Source organism: Pseudomonas sp. HMSC063H08, from assembly GCF_001813645.1.
Classification (GTDB): domain Bacteria; phylum Pseudomonadota; class Gammaproteobacteria; order Pseudomonadales; family Pseudomonadaceae; genus Pseudomonas; species Pseudomonas aeruginosa.
In genome coordinates, this window is record NZ_KV813369.1 from 47025 (window position 1) to 70106 (window position 23082).

Annotated in this window: 22 protein-coding genes and 1 pseudogene; 10 read left to right on the plus strand and 13 right to left on the minus strand. The window is 68.2% G+C overall.

The window, feature by feature from the left end; genetic code table 11:
* Positions 1–421 precede the first annotated feature (421 nt).
* From HMPREF2924_RS05880 to HMPREF2924_RS05890, 3 genes are all read left to right on the plus strand, one after another.
* Entirely contained in the window at positions 422–1435 is a 1014-nt protein-coding gene (locus HMPREF2924_RS05880; protein ID WP_003130733.1) for a magnesium chelatase ATPase subunit I, read from the plus strand.
* Between the two features lie 20 nt (positions 1436–1455).
* Positions 1456–2100 carry a vWA domain-containing protein gene (locus tag HMPREF2924_RS05885; protein ID WP_003130735.1) on the plus strand — a complete coding sequence of 215 codons (645 nt, stop codon included), beginning with the start codon at positions 1456–1458 and terminating at the stop codon, positions 2098–2100.
* A gap of 121 nt (positions 2101–2221) precedes the next feature.
* Complete coding sequence (locus HMPREF2924_RS05890) at positions 2222–3361, plus strand: thiolase family protein (RefSeq protein ID WP_003110287.1); 1140 nt, start codon at positions 2222–2224, stop codon at positions 3359–3361.
* An 86-nt stretch (positions 3362–3447) separates the two neighbouring features.
* Here HMPREF2924_RS05890 and paaP read toward each other — a convergent pair whose 3' ends face one another.
* Positions 3448–5058 carry an aminopeptidase PaaP gene (gene paaP / locus HMPREF2924_RS05895; protein WP_003101464.1) on the minus strand — a complete coding sequence of 537 codons (1611 nt, stop codon included), beginning with the start codon at positions 5056–5058 and terminating at the stop codon, positions 3448–3450.
* Between the two features lie 427 nt (positions 5059–5485).
* Here paaP and HMPREF2924_RS05900 point away from each other — a divergent pair, with 427 nt between their 5' ends.
* Positions 5486–7015, plus strand: a complete 1530-nt coding sequence (locus HMPREF2924_RS05900) for a nucleobase:cation symporter-2 family protein (protein WP_009313844.1) — start codon at positions 5486–5488, stop codon at positions 7013–7015.
* 55 nt (positions 7016–7070) lie between these two features.
* Here HMPREF2924_RS05900 and HMPREF2924_RS05905 read toward each other — a convergent pair whose 3' ends face one another.
* Both HMPREF2924_RS05905 and HMPREF2924_RS05910 read right to left on the minus strand, forming a co-directional pair.
* Positions 7071–7319: a hypothetical protein gene (locus tag HMPREF2924_RS05905; RefSeq protein ID WP_003091048.1), complete on the minus strand. Its 249-nt coding sequence runs from the start codon at positions 7317–7319 to the stop codon at positions 7071–7073.
* Between the two features lie 155 nt (positions 7320–7474).
* Positions 7475–8056, minus strand: a complete 582-nt coding sequence (locus tag HMPREF2924_RS05910; protein WP_003110288.1) for a cytochrome b — start codon at positions 8054–8056, stop codon at positions 7475–7477.
* A 457-nt stretch (positions 8057–8513) separates the two neighbouring features.
* On the opposite strand from HMPREF2924_RS05910, the gene HMPREF2924_RS36335 reads away from it, so the two are divergent.
* A complete protein-coding gene (locus HMPREF2924_RS36335) occupies positions 8514–8645 on the plus strand; it encodes a hypothetical protein (RefSeq protein WP_003091046.1) in 132 nt (43 codons plus the stop codon).
* 19 nt (positions 8646–8664) lie between these two features.
* Here the strand turns inward: HMPREF2924_RS36335 and cif are convergent, their stop codons facing one another.
* From cif to HMPREF2924_RS05930, 3 genes are all read right to left on the minus strand, one after another.
* Complete coding sequence (gene cif / locus HMPREF2924_RS05920; protein WP_003110290.1) at positions 8665–9624, minus strand: CFTR inhibitory factor Cif; 960 nt, start codon at positions 9622–9624, stop codon at positions 8665–8667.
* A 21-nt stretch (positions 9625–9645) separates the two neighbouring features.
* Complete coding sequence (locus HMPREF2924_RS05925) at positions 9646–10824, minus strand: MFS transporter (RefSeq protein ID WP_003091044.1); 1179 nt, start codon at positions 10822–10824, stop codon at positions 9646–9648.
* 65 nt (positions 10825–10889) lie between these two features.
* Positions 10890–11999: an alkene reductase gene (locus tag HMPREF2924_RS05930; protein WP_003130742.1), complete on the minus strand. Its 1110-nt coding sequence runs from the start codon at positions 11997–11999 to the stop codon at positions 10890–10892.
* Positions 12000–12124: 125 nt separating this feature from the next.
* On the opposite strand from HMPREF2924_RS05930, the gene HMPREF2924_RS05935 reads away from it, so the two are divergent.
* The gene (locus HMPREF2924_RS05935) at positions 12125–12715 is read left to right on the plus strand and encodes a TetR/AcrR family transcriptional regulator (RefSeq protein ID WP_003091042.1); all 591 of its coding nucleotides are present in this window, start codon (positions 12125–12127) and stop codon (positions 12713–12715) included.
* Positions 12716–12725: 10 nt separating this feature from the next.
* Here the strand turns inward: HMPREF2924_RS05935 and HMPREF2924_RS05940 are convergent, their stop codons facing one another.
* On the minus strand, positions 12726–13652 hold the full coding sequence (locus tag HMPREF2924_RS05940) for a LysR family transcriptional regulator (protein WP_003110292.1): 927 nt from the start codon (positions 13650–13652) through the stop codon (positions 12726–12728).
* Between the two features lie 65 nt (positions 13653–13717).
* On the opposite strand from HMPREF2924_RS05940, the gene HMPREF2924_RS05945 reads away from it, so the two are divergent.
* A complete protein-coding gene (locus HMPREF2924_RS05945; RefSeq protein WP_003091040.1) occupies positions 13718–14332 on the plus strand; it encodes a LysE family transporter in 615 nt (204 codons plus the stop codon).
* Between the two features lie 122 nt (positions 14333–14454).
* Positions 14455–15963, plus strand: a complete 1509-nt coding sequence (locus HMPREF2924_RS05950; protein WP_023094634.1) for a PA2928 family protein — start codon at positions 14455–14457, stop codon at positions 15961–15963.
* Positions 15964–16013: 50 nt separating this feature from the next.
* Here the strand turns inward: HMPREF2924_RS05950 and HMPREF2924_RS05955 are convergent, their stop codons facing one another.
* Complete coding sequence (locus HMPREF2924_RS05955; protein ID WP_003130745.1) at positions 16014–17345, minus strand: esterase/lipase family protein; 1332 nt, start codon at positions 17343–17345, stop codon at positions 16014–16016.
* A gap of 99 nt (positions 17346–17444) precedes the next feature.
* Between HMPREF2924_RS05955 and HMPREF2924_RS05960 the strand changes: the two are divergent.
* A pseudogene (locus HMPREF2924_RS05960) lies at positions 17445–17657 on the plus strand (GNAT family N-acetyltransferase); the annotation flags it as partial.
* A gap of 9 nt (positions 17658–17666) precedes the next feature.
* Here HMPREF2924_RS05960 and HMPREF2924_RS05965 read toward each other — a convergent pair.
* From HMPREF2924_RS05965 to HMPREF2924_RS05985, 5 genes are read right to left on the minus strand one after another with little or no spacing between them, the layout of a single operon-like run.
* Positions 17667–18434, minus strand: a complete 768-nt coding sequence (locus HMPREF2924_RS05965; RefSeq protein ID WP_003091036.1) for an ABC transporter ATP-binding protein — start codon at positions 18432–18434, stop codon at positions 17667–17669.
* A gap of 20 nt (positions 18435–18454) precedes the next feature.
* Positions 18455–19168, minus strand: a complete 714-nt coding sequence (locus tag HMPREF2924_RS05970; protein ID WP_003091035.1) for an ABC transporter permease — start codon at positions 19166–19168, stop codon at positions 18455–18457.
* The gene (locus HMPREF2924_RS05975) at positions 19165–19854 is read right to left on the minus strand and encodes an ABC transporter permease (protein ID WP_003110298.1); all 690 of its coding nucleotides are present in this window, start codon (positions 19852–19854) and stop codon (positions 19165–19167) included. Before HMPREF2924_RS05975 ends, HMPREF2924_RS05970 begins: the two co-directional genes overlap by 4 nt.
* A 55-nt stretch (positions 19855–19909) precedes the next feature.
* Entirely contained in the window at positions 19910–20695 is a 786-nt protein-coding gene (locus HMPREF2924_RS05980) for an ABC transporter substrate-binding protein (RefSeq protein WP_003130747.1), read from the minus strand.
* Positions 20696–20754: 59 nt separating this feature from the next.
* On the minus strand, positions 20755–21924 hold the full coding sequence (locus tag HMPREF2924_RS05985; protein ID WP_003114014.1) for a M20 aminoacylase family protein: 1170 nt from the start codon (positions 21922–21924) through the stop codon (positions 20755–20757).
* Between the two features lie 100 nt (positions 21925–22024).
* Between HMPREF2924_RS05985 and HMPREF2924_RS05990 the strand changes: the two genes are divergently transcribed.
* Positions 22025–23014, plus strand: a complete 990-nt coding sequence (locus HMPREF2924_RS05990; RefSeq protein WP_003130750.1) for a LysR family transcriptional regulator — start codon at positions 22025–22027, stop codon at positions 23012–23014.
* The last annotated feature ends 68 nt before the right edge of the window (positions 23015–23082 follow it).

Genomic DNA, 23082 nt, shown 5'->3' on the forward strand with positions numbered 1-23082 from the left:
CATGATCGATGTCCTGTGCGTTGGTCTGTGGTTGTGGCCTTGTGGGCCGGAAAATCGGGCTGGAAAGACAAAACCCCCGGTCGGGGAGCCGACCGGGGGTTTGCGTGTGCAGGGTAGGCGTCCCGTATACCGTGGGCGCCGTTGGGGTATCAGGCGCCGGAGTGGCTAAACCAATACCCGAAGAAATACGCGGCACGGGGTGCCTGCGGCGCACGCGCGCGCAACGACAGGCCAGGGCGCGAGGCGCTGGAGTGCAGGTGCGGATGGCGGGTGTGCGGCATGGGTTTCTCCCGTGAACGAGTCCCGAGCTTACTGCAAGCGAGGCGGCCGGTTCAACGACTGTTTCACGGTTCGATACCGGCGCCGCCGGCCTGATAGACTTGGCGGTCCGTATTTCCGTCCGTCCGCCGCAGGAATCCCCATGAGCGCTACCGTGCATTACCCCCTGTCCGCCGTGGTCGCCGCCGACGAACTGAAGCTGGCGCTGTGCCTGGCCGCGGTCGATCCGGCGATCGGCGGGGTACTGATCGAGGGGCCGCGCGGAATGGCCAAGTCGACCCTGGCGCGGGGCGTCGCCGAACTGCTGCCGGCGGGCGAGTTCGTTACCCTGCCGCTGGGCGCCAGCGAGGAGCGCATCGTCGGCAGCCTCGACCTGGACGCCGCCCTCGGCGAAGGTCGCGCGCGGTTTTCCCCGGGCGTGCTGGCCAAGGCCGACGGCGGCGTGCTCTACGTCGACGAAGTGAACCTGCTGCCGGACCACCTGGTGGATTTGTTGCTCGACGTCGCCGCCAGCGGCGTCAACCTGGTCGAGCGCGATGGCATTTCCCACCGGCATCCGGCGCGTTTCGTGCTGATCGGCACGATGAACCCGGAAGAGGGCGAACTGCGCCCGCAACTGCTCGACCGTTTCGGCCTCAACGTGCGCCTCGACACCCAGCCGCCGCCGGCCGAGCGGGCAGAGATCATCCGTCGCCGGCTGGCCTTCGATGCCGACCCGCAGGCCTTCGTCGAACGTTGGGAAGGCCAGCAGGACACCCTGCGCCGCCGTTGCGCCGAGGCACGCCGGCAACTGGCGCGGATTCCCCTGGACGATGCGGCGCTGGATAGCATCGCCCGACGCTGCTTCGAGGCGGCTGTCGATGGCCTGCGCGCCGACCTGGTCTGGCTGCGCGCGGCGCGCGCCCATGCGGCCTGGCGCGGCGGCGAGCGGATCGAGGCGGAGGACATCGATGCGGTGGAACATTTCGCCCTGCTGCATCGCCGTCGCCAGTCGAGCCCGCCGCCATCGGCGGCCAATCCACCGCCACCGCCCGCGGCCCCTGCCGCGCTCCCGGAGCGCGCCGGCGACGGCGAAGGGCAGTGGGGCGAATTGCCGGCTCGGCCGGTGGCCATGGGGACCGCCCGCGAGCTGCCGCGCTGGCCAAAAAAGCCCTGAGCATCCGCCCGCGCTCGGTCATGGGTGCGGATGCCAGGAGCAGACCCGGAGCCCTGCGCGGCGGTCTTGGCGGCGCCCTGAGCCAGGGTGCGGAGGGCGCCATCCAATGGTTGCCGACCCTGCTGCGCGGACGTCCCCGACAGCGCCGCGACCTGCTTCGCCAGCCGCGCAGCCGGCGCCCGGGCGAACTCTGGCTGGTGATCGTCGATGCCTCCGCCAGCACCCGCCGGTACGGCGCCCTGGCCCAGGCCAAGGGGTTGTTGGCGACGCTGTTCGAGGAGGCCTATCGGCAGCGCGTCCGCCTGGCCGTGCTGCACGCCACCGGGCAGCAGGCGCAATGGCTCTGGCAGGGGCAGAAGGCTTCGCGGGAGTTGCAGGACTGGCTACGCCAGCTGGGCGCCGGCGGCGGTACGCCGCTGCTCGACGCCCTGCACCAGGCCGCTGGCTGGCTGGCGCGCCGACAGCGGCAGAAACCCGCCGAGCATCAGCGTCTGCTGGTGCTTACCGACGGCCGCCTGCGCGACTGGCCGGCGCTGCCGGAGGCTGCCTGCCCGAGTCTGCTGATCGACCTCGAAAGCGGCCCGCTGCGCCTGGGCAAGGCCGAGCGCCTGGCCCGGGAGCTGGGGGCCGAGTATCGGCATATCAGCGAATTGAACGAAGTCTGAGGGCGTTTCGGCGAGCCCTGCGGCTTTTTCGGTCAAATTGTATTTCGACTGTCATTCAATAAATATTATGCGCGTAATATCTTCCTGCGATCCAGCCAATCCATCTCACGGAGATATCCTCATGTCGCCGATTTCAGTCGTTATCGCCGGTTACGCCCGTTCGCCGTTCCACTTCGCCAGGAAAGGCGCGCTGGTCGATATCCGCCCGGATGACCTGGCCGCCGCGGTGCTCAAGGGCCTGGTGGAGAAACTCGATCTCGACCCTGTTCTGCTGGAGGACGTGGTCATGGGCTGCGCCTATCCGGAGGCGGAACAGGGCATGAACATCGCGCGCATCGCCAGTTTCCGCGCCGGCTTCCCGCAGAGCCTCGGCGGCGCGACCCTCAACCGTTTCTGCGGTTCGTCCATGAGCGCTGTCCACTACGCCGCCGGGCAAGTCCTGCTGGGCGCCGGGGAGGCCTTCATCGCCGCCGGGGTGGAGTCGATGACCCGGGTGCCGATGGGCGGCTTCAACCTGTCGCCCAATCCCGCGTTGCTGCAGGACTATCCGGCGGTATACATGAGCATGGGGCAGACCGCCGAGAATGTCGCCGAGCGCTACGCCGTCAGCCGCGTCGAGCAGGAAGAGATGGCCGTACGCTCCCACGCCAAGGCAGTCGCCGCGCGCGAGGCCGGCTTGCTGCGCGAGGAGATCGTCGCCATCGACACCCCCGCCGGCCGGGTCGCCGAGGATGGCTGCATCCGCCCGGGTACCAACCTGGAGAGCCTGGCCCAACTGAAGCCGGCGTTCGGCGGCAGCGTCACCGCCGCCACCTCGTCGCCGCTCACCGATGGCAGCGCCGCGCTGCTGGTCTGTAGCGAGGAATTCGCGCGCCGCCACGGGCTGGCGATCCTGGCGCGGATCAAGGCGGTGGCGGTGGCCGGTTGTGCGCCGGAGATCATGGGCATGGGTCCGGTGCAGGCGACGCGCAAGGTCCTGCAACGGGCCGGGCTGGGCATCGCCGACATCGACCTGGTGGAGATCAACGAGGCCTTCGCCAGCCAATCCATCGCCTGCATCCGCGAACTGGGGCTGGACATGGACAGGATCAACCTGGATGGCGGCGCCCTGGCCATCGGTCATCCGCTGGGCGCCACCGGCGCGCGGATCACCGGCAAGGCCGCCGCGTTGCTGCGGCGCACCGGCGGGCGCTATGCTATCGCCACCCAGTGCATCGCCGGCGGCCAGGGCGTGGCGACCCTGCTGGAAGCGGTGGAGTGATCGCGCGCCAATGAAAAAAGGCCCGGTGGATGAGCCGGGCCTGGATGGGGAACCTGCGCCGGCGGCCCGGCGCAGGGTAGTCGCGGTTACTTGATGAAGTCGTGACCCCAGCGTTCGATCTGGCTGGCGCTCTTCTGCATCTGCAGCGACCGCGATTGTGCTTTCTGCCCGGCGGCGGCGATCTCGTCGTCGACCACCTTGGTCGACAGCGACAGCCAGCTGGTCACGAAGGCCATGGCGTCGCTGTGGATCTCCAGGGCGTCCTGGTTGATGTTGGCGATGCCGTCGCACTTGCTGTGGTAGCACTCGTCGTAGGCCTTGCCGGCGGTGCCGCCGTACTTCTGCGCCTGCTCTTCGGTCTTCAGGCCCTCGGCGCCGGTGAACAGGCCGCCGAAAGCGATGCCGCTGTTGAAGAACTCGGCGTAGTCGGAGCGGAAGTCGATCTCGGTGCCTTCCGATTGCTGGCCGCGCAGGCGGAAGTAGGCTTCGAACAGGCGCTCGATGGCGGCCGAGCCGGGCGGACCCTGGAGGCCGAAGTCGGAACCGTCGCCGTCATAGATGAAGTTGCCGAAGTTCGGCGAGCCGATCATGTCGAAGTTCAGGTAGGCCTTGATCTTCTTCTTCTCTTCCGGGGCGAGGTTCTGCACGTAGTGGGTCGAGCCCACCAGGCCGGCTTCCTCGGCGCCCCACCAGGCGAAGCGCACCTTGTTGACCGGCAGCGCCTTGGCCAGCAGCACGGCCATCTCCAGTTGGGCGGCGCTGCCCGAACCGTTGTCGTTGATGCCGGGACCTTCGAACACCGAGTCGAGGTGCGCGCCGACCATCACCACGTTGTTCGGGTTGCCGCGACGGGTCTCGGCGACCACGTTGTAGGTCTCGGTCTTCTTGCGTACCACGTCGACCACCAGGTGCAGCTGCAGGTCCGGGGTCTGCGACCAGGCCACGCCGTTGTCGTAGGTGGCGAAGATCACCGGGATGCCGCCCTCGTACGACTCGCCCACGGTGACGTTCTCCAGGCCCTTGCGGTCGTCGGTGTTGCCCTGGTTGAAGATGATCACCCCGGCGGCGCCGGCGGCCGCGGCGTTCTCGGCCTTCTGCTCGAAGTTGCAGGTGCCGCGCTGGATCAGCGCGATCGAGCCGGCCGGGAAGTTGGCGAAGTCTTCCGCTTCGCAACCGCTGGTGGAGGTGTTGCCGGCGCCGAGGGACAGGTCCACCGGGACCACCTTGGCGGTGACGTCGCCTGCCTCGGTCTGCGACAGGTAGGTGAAATCCTTCTCCCATTCGTAGGTGACCGGCTGCGGCACGGTGGCGCTCAGGCTACCCGGGCCTTTCGGGTAGTAGGCGGTGAACGGGAAGGGCTGCACGCTGACCTTGTAGCCGGCTTTCTGCAGGGTCTGCTTCACGTAGTCGACGGAGGCCTGGTAGCCCGGCGTGGCGGCGGCGCGGTTGCCGTCGTTGAGGCTGGCGATGTCTTCCAGCTTCTGCAGGCGCTTGACCACGTTGCTGGCTTGCAGGCAGCGCGGCAGGCCAAGCGGGGTGCTGACCAGCAACGGCGATTTGCAGATCGACGGGTTGGGTTTGCCGGGGGTCCAGAACTCGGTGAACTGTTGCGCTTCCGAAGGCGCCGCCAGGGATGCGGCGGAAACCGAGAGGGCGAGGGCGCCGAGTGCGTATCTGAGATTGTTCTTGTTGCTCATGAGACTCCGTTCCTTGTGAGGCGATGATCGATAAGCCGTTGATGGCATGGCGCTATTGCCCGAAATGTCGCCTCGGGCACGGCCTGACTGCCAGACTAGGAGCGCTTTCCGGGCTGTCCTGGCGTAATTCCTGAAATGTGAATTTCATCAACTTTTCGCGGAAGAATTGCTGATAGCTCGCTGGCGGGATGGAGGGCGGCTTTCTATCGTTAATGCCCTTCGGCGCGGGCCCATGGCCGTTGGTCGGGGCTGGGAGGATGGTGCAGCAGGAAGGAAACCGTCTGGCGCGCGGGAAGCGCGCGAGCGGAGGTGACCGGCGGCAGCGCTGTCACAGATTTGTTGGAATTTTTGTATACATTCTTCTGGATATTTTCGGATCGAATTGTCTACAGTGTGCGCACAACAATAAAAGCGAGAACAGCGCACCATGAAAACGACGTCCTCCGGAACTCCATCCGTTCCACGGCCTGAAGACGAGAACCTCGGTGTCGGCGCCAACATGGCCTACGGCCTGCAACATGTGCTGACCATGTATGGCGGTATCGTCGCGGTCCCCCTGATCCTCGGCCAGGCCGCCGGCCTCGCGCCCGGCGACATCGGCCTGCTGATCGCCGCTTCGCTGTTCGCCGGCGGCCTGGCGACCCTGCTGCAAACCCTCGGCGTGCCGTTCTTCGGCTGTCAGTTGCCGCTGGTCCAGGGGGTGTCCTTCGCTGGCGTGGCGACCATGGTGGCGATCATCGGCAGCGGTGGCAGCGGCGGCATTCCCGCAGTGCTCGGCGCGGTGATGGCGGCCTCGCTGATCGGGTTGCTGATCACGCCGATCTTTTCGCGCATCACCAAATTCTTCCCGCCGCTGGTGACCGGCATCGTCATCACCACCATCGGCCTGACCCTGATGCCGGTCGCCGCGCGCTGGGCGATGGGCGGCAACAGCCACGCGCCGGACTTCGGCAGCATGGCCAACATCGGCCTGGCGGCAATCACCCTGGTCATCGTGCTGCTGCTGAGCAAGCTCGGCAGCGCCTCGATCTCGCGCCTGTCGATCCTCCTGGCGATGGTCATCGGCACCGTCATCGCGGTGTTCCTCGGCATGGCCGACTTCTCCAAGGTCACCGAAGGCCCGCTGGTGGCGTTTCCCACGCCGTTCCACTTCGGCATGCCGACCTTCCAGGTCGCCGCGATCATCTCGATGTGCATCGTGATCATGGTGACCCTGGTGGAAACCTCGGCGGACATCCTCGCGGTAGGCGAGATCATCGACACCAAGGTCGACTCACGGCGCCTGGGCAACGGCCTGCGCGCGGACATGTTCTCCAGCATGCTGGCGCCGATCTTCGGCTCCTTCACCCAGAGCGCCTTCGCCCAGAACGTCGGCCTGGTGGCGGTGACCGGGATCAAGAGCCGCTACGTGGTCGCCACCGGCGGGTTGTTCCTGGTGATCCTCGGCCTGCTGCCGGTGATGGGCCGGGTGATCGCCGCGGTGCCCACCGCCGTGCTCGGCGGCGCCGGCATCGTGTTGTTCGGCACGGTCGCCGCCAGCGGCATCCGCACCCTGTCGAAGGTGGACTACCGCAACAACATGAACCTGATCATCGTCGCCACTTCGATCGGCTTCGGTATGATCCCGATCGCCGCGCCGACCTTCTACGATCACTTCCCCAGTTGGTTCGCCACCATCTTCCATTCCGGCATCAGTTCCTCGGCGATCATGGCGATCCTGCTCAACCTGGCGTTCAACCACTTCACTGCCGGCAACTCCGACCAGCAGTCGGTGTTCGTCGCCGCCAGCGAGCGGACCCTGCGCTACCAGGACATCGCCGCCCTGCACGAAGGCGACTATTTCCTCGACGGCAAGCTGTACGACGCCCAGGGCAACGAAGTGCCGCTGGCCGGCGACGACAGCCATGGCGCGCCGCCGCGACGGCGCAGCGAAACCGCTGAAGCCGGCAGCGCCTGAGCCGCGCCGCGATGAACGACGGCCCTCCTTGCGAGGGCCGTTTTCGTTGTGCGCTTCAGAACAGCGCCTTGCCGCGGTCCAGGCGCTGGTCCACCAGCCATTTGCCGTGGGCGATGGAGGCGCGCTGGGCGTTTTCCAGGTCGGCGAGGAAGGCGAAGCGCACGGGCAGGGCGATGCGCTTGCTGGTGTGGCCTTCGGGATCGGTGATGTGGCAGCCGCCGGCCCAGGGCGTGGGAATGCCCGGATGCTCGACGACGTCGGCGGTGATGGTGTAGCTGCGGTGCTGGCAGTGCAGGCTGGCCATGGCATGCTCCTCTCTGTCGGAGGCCGACCCGGCTACCTGCGCGACGCCTGTGGTTGCCACGGAGGAGCCTCGGGGCGGCGAGGTTTTCCCTGCGTGTCCCTACCTCTATAGCAGATCGTCGCCGAGCCGCCGCGAGAGCCGACAAAGGGCCCCGCTCAGCGGCGCTGGCGACGGCCGAGCATGCGCTCCAGGGTGCCGTCGCGGCGGACCCACTGGTGGTAGCCGGCGGCGAGCGCATGGAGCAGCACCACCGAGGTGCTCAGCCACAGGCCGACCACGCGGTGAACGGCGTCGAAGGGCTTCTCGAACGCCTCCCAGCTCAGGTTCCAGGTTTGCGAAATCCAGGCGAACAGCGCGGTGTCCTTGAAGCTGGGTACCACGAACAGGCCGAAGTCGGTGGGCAGGCGGGTGCCGACGTAGCCGGTGAGCGGCATCACCAGCATCAAGGCATACAGCGACAGGTGCGCGTAGTGCGCCAGGCGGTGCTCCAGCGGCGTCCCGGGGACCGCTGGCAGGCGCGGCCCGCGCAGCCGCGAGACGATCCGTGGGATCAGCAGCAGGCCGACCAGCAGGCCCAGCACCCAGTGCAGGTTGAGTACCGGCAGGCGCTGCGGGTGGTCGTGGCCGAGCACCCAGATGACGAAATAGGCCAGCACGATCGCGCCGATGAAACAGAACGCCATGCTCCAGTGCAGCAGGCGGGTGGACAGGCTGTAGACGGTCGCTGGATGCGTCACGGGAATGCCTCGCAGAGAGTGAAGGCGTGCAATCTATGAAACGTCCGGAGAGCGATCAAGCGTATTTATGGATAATCGATAACGGAAAACTTAATCGAAACTTTCACATGTGACGTTATTGCACCGAAACAGTGCTGCGAGTCGCTTTTTCCCGAAACGGAGCCCACTTGGCGGAATAATTCCGGGTCGGGATCATTGTAAGTTGGTTTTTCCTTCGCCTCAGTGCTCGCGCCACGCCGGCAGAGCCTGGGGCGGGGCGCGGCTGACCCCCAAGCATTATCGGGAAATATATTCCGTTGTCTTTCCGCTGACGTTTTGCCGACAGCAAGCTGACACAGATGTAATTGAACTCGATCGCTTCGTTTCTATAGTCTTCGAACACTTCGCCGTGCACTTTCAAGGACGGCAAGTGCATATCCTGCGTCTTTTCCGCCATGACGATTCTCGAGGTGAGAGCATGAGTAGTGAGCACGATGGCAAGGACCAGGACGACCTGTTCTCCCCGTTGCCTTACCTGCTGGTTTCCGGCGCTGTCGTGCTCATGACCCTGCTGCTGCGCTGCCTGTTCTGCCCGGGCGAGCAGTTCTGATCGCCCGGACCGGGACGACTCAGCGACCGCGGCTGAGGAAGTCGATCACCAGGCGATTCATCGGCGCTGCGCACTCTTCCGGCAGCCAGTGGCCGCAGCCGGGCAGGACATGGCCTTCGACGTCCTCCGCATAGGCTTTCATCTGCTCCAGCTGGAACGTGCCCATGCCGCCGTGGCCGCCGCCGGCGAGGGTCATGGTCGGCATCTGCAGGCGGGTCTTCGCCAGTTCGGCGTTCTGCCGCACGCTCTCGTTCAACGCGCGGTAGTACTCGAACGAGGCGTTCAGGCTGTGCGGCTTGGCGTACGACCTGGCGTACAGGTCCAGCAGGCGCTCGCTGAACACCTCGGTGTTGCTGGCATGGGACTTGATGAAGTGCTCGAGGAAGAAGCGTTCCTTGCCGGCGATCAGGGTTTCCGCCAGGCGGTCGTCGGCGGCGAAGAAACTGAAGTGCCAGACCAGCGACTCGCCCTGGGCGGTGAAGGCCGGGAAGCGGTAGATCCGCGCGTCCGGGATCGGCGCTTCCATGTACACCAGGCGGGCGATGTCGGCCTGGTTCTTCACCACCATCGGGTAGGTGTTCCAGATACCGATGTCATGGGCCACCAGGTCGAACGGGCGATCCGGGCTGAATTGCCGGGCCAGCTTGTGCAGGTAGACGGCGACCTGTTCGCCGCTATAGCCGGTCTTCGGCGGCTCGGACTGGCCGAGGCCGGGCAGGTCCGGCGCGATCACGGTGAAGCGCTTGGCCAGTTCCGGCATCAATTGGTGCCATTCGTACCAGGTCTGGCCGAAGCCGTGCACCAGCATCACCAGCGGCCCCTGGCCGCCTTTCACGTAGTGCAGCTTCACGCCGTCGACTTCCCGGTAGGCGCTTTCGAAGCCATTCGGGACGGGGAATTCCTCGGCGGCGAAGCCGCCGAGGGAGAAGGTCAGGGCGATGCCGGCCAGGAGGCCGCGGCAGAGTCTATCGAGGATCATGGTTGTGCTTCCTTGGTGGGGTCAGTGAGGGATGTGGCCGCCGAGGGACGGCTCGGTGGCAGCTTGGCGTGGCGCCAGCATCAGCAGCAGGGCCACGGCCATCGCCGCCAGGCAGACCAGCGCGCCGACCTCGCCGAGCGGCGCCAGGCCGCTGCCGTCGATCACCCGGCTGCCGGCGAGGGCGCCGATGCCGATCCCGGCGTTGCAGGCGGAGATGTTCAGCGAGGCGGCGAACGCCGGGGCCCGCGGCGCGGACTTCATCACCCGCACCTGGCCGACGATGAACAGTGCTGCCTGGGCCACGCCCCAGGTCGCCAGGGTGGCGGCGAGCAGCCAGGCGTTGCCGAGGGTCGGCACCAGGGCGAGCATGCCCAGCGCCATCAGCAGGACGAACAGCAGGGTTGCGCCCAGTGGGCTGCGATCCACCAGGCGCCCGCCGAGCCAGTTGCCGAGCAGGCCTACCGCGCCGAAGCCCATCAGCGTCCAGCCGACCAGCGAGCCGCTGAAGCCGGCCAGGCGCTGGAGGATGTCGGCCAGGTAGGTGTAGGGGGTGAACATGCCGGTGAAGACCAGCAGCGACAGCAACAGGTGGCCGAGCACCAGCGGTTGGCGCAACACGCTCGCCTGGCTGCGCAGCGAGACGCCCGGCCGTCCGGGAATGCGCGGCAGCCAGGCGGCCAGCAGCAGCGCCTTGGCCAGGGCCAGCGCGGCGAGTGCGGCGAATGCCAGGCGCCAACCCCAGGCGTCGGCGATCAGCGTGCCGATGGGAATGCCGAGCACGGTGGCGGCGACGATGCCGAAGAACACCAGCGCCACGGCGCGCCCTTCGCGCGAGGGGCCGGCCAGGTGCGCGGCGGTTTCGCTGGCCATGGCCCAGAACACCGGGAGCGCCAGGGCCGGGACGAAGCGCGCCACGGCCATCGTCCAGATATCGCCGGCCACGGCGGCCAGAGCATTGGCCGCGGCGAACAGCAGCAGGCAGGCGACGAACAGCCGCTTGCGTTCGACGCCCGCCAGCGCGGCGGTGAGGAACGGACCGAAGGCGGCGACGCTGAAGGCGAACAGGCTGACCAGCAGGCCGGCCTGGGCGACGCTGACCTGGAGGTCTGCGGCAAGCGCCGGGAGCAGGCCGACGATGACGAACTCGGTGGTCAGGATGGTGAAGCCGGCGGCGGCCAGCAGGAGGATGGGCAATAGCACGGCAAGACTCCTCCGCGAGCGCAGCCGTGGCCGCGCCCGGGAACGATGCATGGGAGGGAAGGGAATCAGGCCGTAGCGGACTGGCCGAGGGTCGGGTAATCGGTGTAGCCGGCGGCGTCGCCACCGTAGAACCGCGCCTGGTTGGCCTCGGCCAGCGGCGCGCCGAGACGAATCCGCTCGACCAGGTCGGGGTTGGCGATGAACGGCCGGCCGATCGCCACCGCGTCGGCCAGTCCGGCCTGGAGTATCGCTTCGGCGCGCTCGGCGTCGTAATTGCCGCAGACGATCAGCGGCGCGCGGAAGCGTTCGCGCAGGCGCTCGCGGAAGCCTTGCGGGTAGGCCGGGCCGCCGCTCCATTCCCACTCGGCCAGGTGCAGGTAGGCGATGCCGCGTCGCTGCAGGGCTTCGGCGAGGTAAAGGGTCATCGCTTCCGGCTCGTCGTCGTGCATGTCGTTGATCGTGCCCCAGGGCGACAGGCGCAGGCCGACGCGCTCGGCATCGACCGCGGCGACCAGCGCGTCGACGATCTCCAGCAGGAACCGCGCGCGGTTCTCCAGGCTACCGCCGTAGGCATCGCTGCGCCGGTTGCTGGCGCTGGCGAGGAACTGGTCGATCAGGTAGCCATTGGCGCCATGCAGCTCGACCAGGTCGAAGCCGGCGTCGAGCGCGTTGCGTGCGGCGCGGACGAATTCGTCGCGGACCCGGCGGATGTCTTCCAGGGTCATTTCCCGCGGCGCGTCGGCCGGCGCCATGGATCCACCGCCCTGGCCATCGGCGATGAACACCTGGGCCTTGGCCTGGATCGGCGAGGGCGCGATCGGCGCCTCGCCGCCGGCCTGCAGCGAGCGATGCGACATGCGCCCGACATGCCAGAGCTGCGCGGCGATCAGTCCGCCGGCGGCGTGCACCGCCTCGGTGACCTGGCGCCAGCCGGCCAGTTGCGTCTCGCTGTAGATACCGGGGGTGTAGGCGTAGCCCTGGCCGAGGCGGGAAATCTGCGTGCCCTCGCTGACGATCAGCCCGGCGCCGGCGCGCTGCGCATAGTAGAGAGCGTTCAGGGCGGTCGGCACGTCGCCCGGCTGTTGCGCCCGGGAGCGGGTCATCGGCGCCATGACGATGCGGTTGCGCAAGGTCAGGTTGCCTACGGCGAGCGGGGAGAGGAGCAGGTTGGACATGGTCTTTTCCTTTCGAAGGCGGCAGGGAGATGGCTTGAATATCTGTATCGGTCGCTAAATAATATGGCGACGGCAACGCTCGTCAAGTAAATTTATAGTGATCGATACAAATAATGGAGGTCAGGATGGCAGCGCGAGGCAGGCCACGGGCATTCGACAGGGACACCGCCCTGCAGCGAGCCATGGACGTGTTCTGGGTGCGTGGCTACGAAGGCGCTTCGCTGGCGGCCCTGACCGAGGCGATGGAAATCAGGCCGCCCAGCCTGTACGCCGCCTTCGGCAGCAAGGAAGGGCTGTTCCGCGAAGCCCTGGCCCACTATCTCGGCCAGCACGGCCGCTATCGCCGGGATGTCCTCGATGGCGCGCCGAGCGCCCGCGAGGGCGTGGCCGAGCTGCTCCGCGAGACCGTCGCGCGCTTCTGTTCCGACGAGTTCCCGCGCGGTTGCCTGGTGGTGCTCGCGGCGCTGACCGGAACCCCGGAAAGCGAGGCGGTGCGGGACGCGTTGAGCGCCGAGCGCGGCGAGTCGATCCGCCTGTTCCGTGAGCGCATGCGGCGCGGCATCGCTGACGGCGACCTGGCGGCGGACACCGACGTGGAGGAGTTGGCGACCTTCTATGCCACCGTGCTGTTCGGCCTCAGCGTGCAGGCCAAGGACCGGGTGCCTTGCGAGCGCCTGCTGGCGGTGGTCGAACGGGCGCTGCGCGCCTGGCCCTGAGCGGGCCGCATCAGGCCGCCGCGCTGCGGCGCAGCCATTCCAGCAGCAGGGTGGCGGGCTCTCCGGCCTGCAACGGTCGCGGGGTCAGCAGGTGATAGCTGCTGCCGTCGGCGAGGAATCCCAGCGGCGCCGCCAGCAGGCCGGCGGACAGATCGTCGCGCACCAGTTGCCAGGGGCCGATGGCTACGCCGAGTCCGGCGCCGGCCGCCTGCAGGCTCAGGTAGAAGTGCTCGAAGCGCTGCCCTTCGGTCGTCGCCGGCGCCTGTCCGGCGAGACGGGTCCAGGTGTTCCAGGCTTGCGGGCGGGTCGCCGTGTGCAGGCGCGGTGCGACGGCGCGAAGCCCGGGCGGGCCTGCATCGAGGTGGAAATGCCGTTCGACGTCGCTCGCCCGGCAGACCGGCCCGACCTGCTCGTCGAACAGCCAGTGGGCATGGCTGCCGGGCGGCCAGGGGAAGTCGTTGCGGCGGATCGCCAGGTCGATGCCGCGGCCGAAGGCGAACGGCCCGCCGCCGGCGACCAGCTGGATCGACAGTCGTGGCTGTTCCTGCATGAATCCGGCGATCCGCGGGATCAGCCAGCGCATCAGCAAGGTCGGTTCGCAGGACAGCACCAGCGCGGTGGGTCCGGCCTCCGCGCGCAGGGCCTCGCCGGTGCGCTCGATCAGGTCGAGAGCCGGGCCGGTGCCGGCGAGCAGGCGCCTGCCGGCCTCGCTGAGGAAAACCCGCTGGCCGCGGCGTTCGAAGAGCGCACAACCGAGTTCCTCCTCCAGGGTCCGCACGGCGCGGCTGATGGCGCCGTGGGTCAGGCACAGGGCCTCGGCGGCACGGGAAAAGTTCTCCAGGCGGGCGGCGGCCTCGAAGCAGCGCAGGGCGTTCAGCGAGGGCAGGCGGCGGCGCCTGAATGGTGAGTTTTCCTCACCATGATTGTCAGTATTCATCGTTCTCGCTCGGCGCTGGAGACCGGTAGATTGTGCCATCCATTCTACCTTGGAGCCTTCCAGGCATGACAGAGTTGCTAGCTTTCCTGACCATCACCGTGCTTGCGGTGATCAGCCCCGGCGCCGATTTCGCCATGGTCTCGCGCAACAGCCTGCTGTATTCCCGCCGCGCCGGCCTGCTCACCGCGCTGGGCATCGGCGCGGGGGTGACGGTACATGTCGGCTACAGCATCCTCGGCGTCGGCGTGCTGGTGCGCGAGTCGCTGGCGCTGTTCACCGCGCTGAAGCTGGCGGGCGCCGCCTACCTGGTGTTCCTCGGCCTGCGCATGCTGCTGGCGCGAGAGGACACGGTGGCGGAGGAGGCGGCGGGCGGCGCCGGGGTTTCGTCCTGGGCGATGTTGCGCAGCGGCTTCCTGACCAATGCGCTCAATCCGAAGACCTGCCTGTTCGTGGTCAGCCTGTTCATGCAGGTGATCGATCCGCATACCGCGTTGCCGGCGCAACTGGGCTACGGGGCCTTCATCGCGCTCGCCCACGTGGCCTGGTTCGGCCTGGTCGCCTGCTTTCTCTCGAGCCCGGCGGTGCGCGGCCGACTCCTGCGTTTCCGCCGGCGCATCGACCAGTTTTTCGGCGCCCTGCTGGTCGGTTTCGGCGTCCTGCTGGGGGCGAAAAGCCCATGAGCATGGACCACTGATGGCCGCTTGCCGCCTTTGAAGCGAGGCCGGCGGCTCCCTAGAATGCGCCGTTCATGCCGTCGCCAGTTGAGGGACGGTCCCAGGATCGCGGGACGCATGGGAGTTGCATGAAGAAGGGAGCGACGCTTTTCGCCGTCCTCTGGGCGGTACTCGGCCTGGGCCTGCTGGTCGGTTTGCCGGTGGCCATCCATTTCATTCTCGGCCAGTACGACGAGGCCGGGTTCAGCGGACCGCAACTGGTCTTCGAGGAACAGGGCCATTCCTACCTGGCGTTCACCCTCGACGACTATCGCGCCAACGAAGTGGACAACGGCGTGGTGCACGGCAGCAGCCGCAGCTATGCCCAGGTGGTCGATCTCGAGGACGGCAGCCTGCGCTGGAGCGCGCGCCTGGATGCCGACAACGAGCGCGGCGACGACTGGGGCTCCGGCGAACTGCTGGGCCAGTCGTCGCGCTACCTGTTCTTCCTGCGCAACGAACTCTACGTACTCGACCGGCGCGACGCTGCCCCTGCGCTGGCGTTCGACGAGCTGGAGCGGCGCACTGGCGGCCTGCCGTTGAAGTCGGCGCCCTGGGGGAAGGACGCCTATCGCTACGACGAAGGCCGGGGCGGATTGCTGATGCTCGCCCTGGACGGCCGCGTCTGGTTCCTCGACGGCGACAGCCTGGCTCTGCGCGAAGCTCCGGAAGTCGATGCCGCGCGGTATTTCCAGGGCGACCCGCCGCCGCCGGCGAGTGCCGGGATCGCTTGGCAGGCGCCGGGCCTGACGCGCCTGCCCGACGGACGCCTGCTGATCCTCGCCAGCGATCACGAGGCCCGCGCGCTGGAGCGTGGCGAGGCGCTGCCGGCAGCGAACCAACGGGCGCGACGCCAGCGCCTGTCACTGGGCACCCTGGATTGGCGGTCGCCGGCAGAGAACCGACTGCGTCCGCTGCTCGACGCGGCCTTCCTGCAGGCTGGCCTGCTGCCCGATCCAGCCGCTGCCGAAGAGCCGCAGCGGCTGCTCGATCGACCGTCCGAGCGGCAGCGCCAGCATCCGTCGCTGCCGTCCGAGCCGCAGCCGCCGGAAGAGTTCGACGAGCGCGTGGAGCGTTTTCCCAGTACCCGTGCGTTCCTTGCGACGCGTGACGCCTACCGCCAGGAACGACGACGCTGGATTGCCGCGCACGATGCCTGGCGGGAACGGGTCGCCGACCTGGAGGCGGCGGCGGATGCCGAGTACCGTCGCCGGCGCGACGAGCAGACGCGCGAGGAGGCGTTGTACCGTCGCTATGCCTCGGCGCTGCCGGGCGGCGATTCCAGGTTGGCGCGCCGTCCCTGGCGAGTCGACGGCAACTGGCTGGTGCTGCACCGGCGCAGCCTGGCCGAGCGTAGCGAGCTGCTGCTCAGCTCGGTTTCCACCGATGGCAGCTTGCTCTGGACCCTGGAGCTGCCCATCGAGCGTCCCGAACGGCTGTTCCGCCTGGATGCCCGCAACCTGCTTCTCAGCGGCCGTGGAGAGGAAGGCGGGCGGTTGGTGCGGGTCGATCTGCGCCGGGGCAGCGGCATCGTCCATCGCCTCGGGCGCGGCGGCGCGCCATTGCAGCGGGTCGAGTGGCCCGAAGGCCAACCGTGATCGCCTGCGCCCGGCCTGGGTGGCTGCCCAGCGGGGGGCCGGGCGCCGATTCAGGGGTTCCTGAAGACGAATACGCCGCTGTCCACCAGGCGCGTCAGGCGGATGCGCAGCAGCAGGGTGCGGTGGGCGGCGAGGAAGCGCGGCACCTGCGCCAGCGGAATCGCCAGGCCTTCGCTGTCGCCGGGGCCCACCGCGGTATAGCCGACCGGCTGGCGCGGCGGATCGAACGGCGGCTGGGCCGACACGCTGAGCGACAGGGTGTCCACGGCGAAGCCGGCGAGCAGGTCGTCGAGGGACTCGATCGACAGGTACAGCGAGCGGTAGGCGGGGTTGTCCTCGTAGGGATGGACGTCGGCGATGACCTGCTCGTAGAAGCGCTGCTCGAAACGCCGGTCGCTGTTCAGCTTGCGGAAGAACTGGATGAAGTAGTCGCGCACCTCCTGGTCGAGGTCGTCGCAGACGTGGCTGACCAGGTTCAGGTAGCGCGGCGAGCGGCGCTCGATGCCGGGGTCGAGCTGATCGATGCGGCGCTGCCAGGGGAAGCTTGCGCCGCTGCTCCGGTAATCGGCGTCCTCGACCTCCAGTGCGGCGCGGATCAGCTCCAGGGTACGCGGGTTCTTCGGCCCGCGGTCCTTCAGCGCCACGCTGGCGTGGTTCTCGCCGTCGACGATGGCGAAGGCGATCTCGCCGCGCGATTCTTCCAGGCGCCAGCCGGGCCTGGCGCGCTGGCGGACATCCAGTTCGAGGCTCAGGCGGCAGGCGTTGAGGTTCGCCGTGGCGATCCGCACCGTGCCGTCGCCGCCGGCTTCGTTGGCGATGGCTTCGACGCCGCTGTAGCCGACATTGCCCACCAGTACCGTGGCGAGCAGGCGGCCGGCGCCGTACCAGGCCTCGGCGCCGAACAGGTCGCGCTCGGCGAGTTGCCAGGAGTACGGCGAGCCCAGCTCCAGTCCCTTCAGCACCTGGGTGCCGGTCTGCCCGACGAAGCGGTTCCAGCCTTTCAGCACGCGACCGATGAAGGAGCGTCCCTTGTGCGCCAGCGGCGAGCCGAAGTTGGCCGGGGCGAGCATCAGGAAGCGCTTGACCGGCGCGCTGGCGGGGTCGAAGTGGCGGGTCAGCCAGTCGCGCAGCACCAGGGCGCCGGTGCTGTGCACCACCACGTCCACCGTGCGCGGCGCCCGCGACAGTCCCTGGGCGGTCCAGGCGCGATCCAGGGCGGCGGCGAGGTCGGCGTAGGTGACGTCGTCCTGCAGGGAGATCCAGTCGGCGAGGCGGATCTGCGTCGGCGCGCTGCCGAACCAGGCTTCCAGCTGCTCGGCGAGGCGGCGGAACGACTTCGAATCGTCGCTCCAGCCGTGGACGATGACGATCGAACGGGGCATGTCCGGCATCCTCTGGGGCTGATCCGGGCGACTATAGATCATGCGCCGCGGCGATGTGCCCTGACCTGTGAAAACGTCTAGGATGCGGCGGTCGCTCCCGACTACCGCCGGCGCGGCATCGCCAGCGCCTTGCTGCGGCAGGCGCGGGACGACTGTCGCGGCGACCGCCTGTTCACTTCCCGCAACCGCTCCAACCTGCCGATGCGGCGCCTGCTGGAGCGCGAGGGATTCCAGCCGAGCGGGGTGATCGACAACCTCGACGAAGGTGATCCGGAGCTGGTCTTCGTGCGTTTCCTCGCGCCGTCGCGCTGAGCCCCGGGCTCATTTCAGGTTGCCGGCGAGGAACTGGCGCAGGCGCTCGCTGCGCGGCGCGCCGAACACCTGGTCCGGCGTCCCTTGCTCTTCGATCACGCCCTGGTGGAGGAAGATCACATGGCTGGAAACCTGGCGGGCGAAGGCCATCTCGTGGGTGACCAGGACCATGGTGCGACCTTCCTCGGCCAACTGCTGCATGACTTTCAGCACTTCGCCGACCAGTTCCGGATCGAGCGCCGAGGTCGGTTCGTCGAACAGCATCACCTGCGGCTCCATGGCCAGGGCGCGGGCGATCGCCACGCGCTGTTGCTGGCCGCCGGAGAGTTCGCAGGGATACTGCCGTTCGACCTTCTCCGCCAGGCCGACCTTGGCCAGGTAGTGGCGCGCGCGGGCCACGGCGTCGTCGCGGTTCATTCTCAGGACGTTGACCGGGCACTCGACCACGTTCTCCAGCACCGTCAGGTGGCTCCACAGGTTGAAATGCTGGAAGACCATCGCCAGCCGGCTGCGGATCCTCTGCAACTGCCGGGGATCGGCGGCGCGCAGCTCGCCCAGGGCGCCGGGACGGGTGCGCAGTTCCTCGTCGCCGACGCGGATGCGCCCGGCACAGGGCTTTTCCAGGAAGTTGACGCAGCGCAGGAAGGTGCTCTTGCCCGAGCCGGAGGAGCCGATGATGCTGATCACGTCTCCCTTGCCGGCCCTGAGCGAAACGCCCCTGAGCACCTCATGGCTGCCGTAGCGCTTGTGGATGTCTTCGACCTGCAGGCTGTACATGCGCGTGTCTCCGGGAGAGGTCAGTGGGTTTGCGGTCTGAGGTAGGCCAGCCAGCGCAGCTCGCCGCGGCGGAACAGCCAGATCAGCAGGAAGGCGGTGCCGGCGTAGAGCGCGCCGGCGATGCCGAAGGACAGGAACGGCGCATAGGTGGCGGAATTGACGTCGCGGGCCACCTTGAGCAGGTCCGGCACGGTGGCGGTGAACGCCACCGAGGTGGAATGCAGCATCAGGATCACTTCGTTGCTGAAGTACGGCAGTGCCCGGCGCAGCGCCGAGGGCAGGACGATGCGCCGGTAGAGGGTGAAGCCGCCCATGCCGTAGGCGCGCGCCGCTTCCACTTCGCCGTGGGGCGTGTTCCTGATCGCGCCGGCGAAGATTTCCGTCATGTAGGCGCAGGTGTTGAGGACGAAGGCCAGCACCGTGCAGTTGAAGCCGTCGCGGAAGAACGCGTTGAGGAAGTCCTGGGCGCGTATGGCATTCAGGCTGTAGACGCCGGTGTAGAAGAACAGCAACTGGATGTACAGCGGGGTGCCGCGGAACACGTAGGTGTAGAGCCAGACCGGGTAGCGCAGCAGCGGGTTGCCGCAGGTTCGCGCCACCGCCAGCGGGATGGCCAGCAGGAAGCCAAGCGCCACGGCGAGGATCAGCAGCCACAGGGTCATCGCCAGTCCGGTCAGTTGCAGGCCGTCGGTCCACAGGTAGGCCTGCCAGTATTCGTCGAGTACCGCGTTCATGGCAGTGGCCTCCTGACGCCCAGCGAGCTGCGCCGCTCCAGCCACAGCAGCGCGGCGTTGGAGATTGCGGTGATGGCCAGGTAGATCAGCCCGCAGACCAGGGTGAAGTGGAAGAACTGCAGGGTGCCCTTGCCGGCGTCCTGGGTGGCCTTGACCAGGTCGCCGAGGCCGATGATCGAGACCAGCGCGGTGGACTTGACCAGCACCTGCCAGTTGTTGCCGATGCCCGGCAGGGCGTAGCGCAGCATCTGCGGCAGGAGTACCCGGCGGAACACTCGCCAGCGCCCCATGCCGTAGGCTTGCGCGGCTTCGACCTGGCCGGCCGGGACCGCCTGGAAGGCGCCGCGGAAGGTTTCCGTGAAGTAGGCGCCATAGATGAACGCCAGGGTGACGCAGCCGGCGGCGAACGGGTCGATGTCGACCTGGGCGATGCCGAGGGCGTCGGTGACGCGGTTGAGGAGGATCTGCAGGCTGAAGAACAGCAACAGCATGATGACCAGGTCAGGGACGCTGCGGATCAGCGTCGTATAGCCGCTGGCCAGGGCGCGCAGCGGGCGGTTGGCGGCGAGCTTGGCGCTGGCGCCGAGGAGGCCGATGAGCACGGCGCCGAGCAGGGAGCCCAGCGCCAGCTTCAGGGTCACCAGGGTGCCGGCGAGTATCTGCGGGCCGAAGCCGTCGAGGAACATTTCACTCTCCATTGCTTGTTGTTGTCGGTCGAGGTGAAAAGCGGCCGGACGCCGTTCAGGGCGCGCCGTAGAGGTCGAAATCGAAGTAGCGGGCATTGATTCGCGCGTAGGTCCCGTTGGCGCGGATCGTCGCCAGCGCCTTGTTCAGGTCCTCGCGCAGCGCCACGTCCTCCTTGCGCAGGCCGATGCCGTCGCCGACCCCGAAGTAGCGAGGGTCGTCCAGCACCGCTCCGGCCAGTTCGAAATCCTTGCCGACCGGCTTGCCGAGGAAGCCGTAGCTGGCCTGCACCGCGCCTTGCAGCGAGGCGTCGAGGCGGCCCATGACGAGGTCGGCGTAGACCTGGTCCTGGTTCTGGTAGGAGACGACCCGCACCCCCTTGGCGGCCCATTCGGCCTTGGCGTAGGCCTCCTGGTTGGAGCCCTGGCCGACCCCCACGCGCTTGCCGCGCAGGCTCTCGGCGTCGGGCAGGAGCGCCGAGCCACGGCGTACCACCAGGCGGCTCGGCGCGTTGGAGACGCGGTCGGTGAAGGCGATGTGCTGTGCGCGTTTCGGCGTGATGGTCATCGACGAGACGATGGCGTCGATCTTGCGCGACAGCAGCGCCGGGATGATGCCGTCCCAGTTGCTTTCGACCCATTCGCAGCGGGCTCGCAGCTCCGCGCAGAGGGCTTCGCCGATCTCGATGCCGAAGCCTGCCAGGCGGCCGTCCGGCTGCTTGTATTCGAGCGGTGGGTAGGTCGGGTCGACGCCCAGGCGCAGGACCTTGCCGGTCCAGTCGGCGGCGCCGGCCGGTGCGGCGAGGAGGAGGGAGAGGGCGATGCTGCCGAGGGTTCTTGTCATTGTGGTTGTCCTCTGTCGATCCGCGCGCGCCAGGCCGCGCGCCCGTTGAAAACCCTGGCTCAGGCCAGGAAGCGCTCGGCCAGCCGCACCCAGTAGCTGGCGCCGACGGCCAGGCAGTCGTCGTTGAAGTCGTAGCCGGGGTTGTGCAACTGGCAGCCGCTCTCGCCCTGGCCGTTGCCGATCACCAGGTAGCTGCCGGGGCAGCGTTCGAGGATGAAGGCGAAATCCTCGCTGGCGGTGAACGGCCGCAGTCCGTCGATCAGGCATTCCTCGCCCAGCCAGTCGCGGGCCACCTCGCGGGCGAACGCGGTCTGCCCGGGATGGTTGACCAGCACCGGATGGCAATGCCGGTAGTCGACCTCCGCCCGCGCGCCGAAGCTGGCGGCCTGGCCGCGGGCCAGTTCGCCGATGCGGCGCTCCAGCAGGGCACGGGTTTCCGCGGTCAGGGCGCGGACGCTGAGGATCATTTCGGCGCTGGCCGGGATCACGTTGGAGACCGTCCCGGCATGGATTGCGCCGACGCTGACGATCGCGGTGTCCTGCGGATCGACGTTGCGCGAGACGATGCTCTGCAAGGCCAGCACGATGGCGGAGCAGACCACCACCGGGTCGACGGTGCGCTGCGGCACCGCGCCGTGGCCGCCGCTGCCGATCACGCGGATGACCACGGTGTCGGCCGAGGCCATGAAGGGGCCGGGATGGAAGCCCAGGTGGCCGACGGGGTATCCCGGGACGTTGTGCATGGCGAAGATGGCGTCGCAGGGGAAGCGCTCCAGCAGCCCGTCGTCGAGCATCGCGCGGGCACCGCCGAGGCCCTCTTCGGCAGGCTGGAAGATCAGTTGCAGGGTGCCGCGCCAGTGCGGCGACTCGACCAGGTGCCTGGCCGCGGCGAGGAGCATCGCGGTGTGGCCGTCGTGGCCGCAGGCGTGCATCACGCCGTCCACCTGGCTGGCGTAGGGCAGGCCGGTGGCTTCCTGGATCGGCAGCGCGTCCATGTCGGCGCGCAGGCCCAGCGCGGGGCCCTCGCCGCGGCACAGGGTGCCGACCACGCCGGTGCGACCCACCCCACGGCTGACCTGGTAGCCCCAGGCCTCCAGGCATTCGGCGACCAGCGCGGCGGTTCGCCGTTCCTCGAAACCCAGCTCCGGGTGGGCATGGATGTGGCGGCGCAAGGTAACCATCTCTTCCCGCAGCGCCGCGATGGCGGGCAGGACGGCAGGCTCGGTCATTCTTCTTGTTCTCCTCAAGGGCTCCGACCGGTGGGCGGCAGGGCGTTGTCGAAGCCGATGGTAGGCAAGCGGGGGACTGGCGGGGAGGCTCGCTTTGGCTATGATGACAACCTTTCGTTGTCACCTCGGTAAGCCCGTGAAACTCCACCAGTTGCAAGCCCTGGTCGCCAGTGCCGACGCCGGCGGCATCCGCGCCGCCGCCCGCGCCCTGGGGATTTCCCAGGCGGCCGTGACCCGCGCGCTGCGCGAACTGGAAACCGAACAGCATCTGCCGCTGTTCGTCCGCACGCCCAGCGGCCTGACCTTCACCGAATACGGCAAGGCGCTGCTGATCCACGCCCGGCTGGTGCTCAAGCAATTGGAGCACGCGCAGGTCGAACTCGACCACCTGCGTGGCCAGGCCAGCGGCCGGCTGTGCATCGGGGTGACGCCTTGGGTGGCGCTGACCTTCCTCTCGGAGGCGGTACAGGCGTTTCGCGAGCGCATGCCGGAGGTGCGCCTGGAGCTTTTCGAAAGCCTGATGGCGGTGGCCCAGCCATTGCTTCGCGACGGCAGCATGGATTTCGCCATCGGCCCGCTGCACGGTGCCCAGGCGGCCCAGGAATTCGCCTGCGAGAAGCTGCTCGACTACGACACCGCGGTGCTGGTCCGCCAGGGGCATCCGCTGGCGGGTTGCGGCTCGATCCACGAACTGCTGGAACAGGACTGGGCGTTGAACTACACCGGCGACGGCCACGACACCCTGATGCGCGAGCTGTTCTGGCGCCACGGCGCCTTGATCGACGAGCGGCGCATCGTTCGCGCGCACTCCGTGGCGATCCTGCAGACCCTGGTGGAGCAGGCCGACATGTGTACCTGGGTGCCGGCGATCATCGGCGCCGCCCCGCCGTTGCTCGGCCGGGTGGTGCCGCTGGCGCTGCGGGAAACCTTCGAGCCACGGCGGCTGGGCATCATCACCCGGCGCGGCGGCGCCCTCAGCAATCCGGCGCAATGCTTCGTCGAGTGCCTGCTGCAGGTGATCCGCCGCCACGCCCGCTCGGCGAAGAAGGATGACCGGCGCCTGTTCGAAACCCTGCGCCTGCTAGTCTGATTCCTACTGGCACGGACGTACGGTCGCTCAAGATCGGTCGTGCTGCGACCGATAGCCTGGAAAGCCAC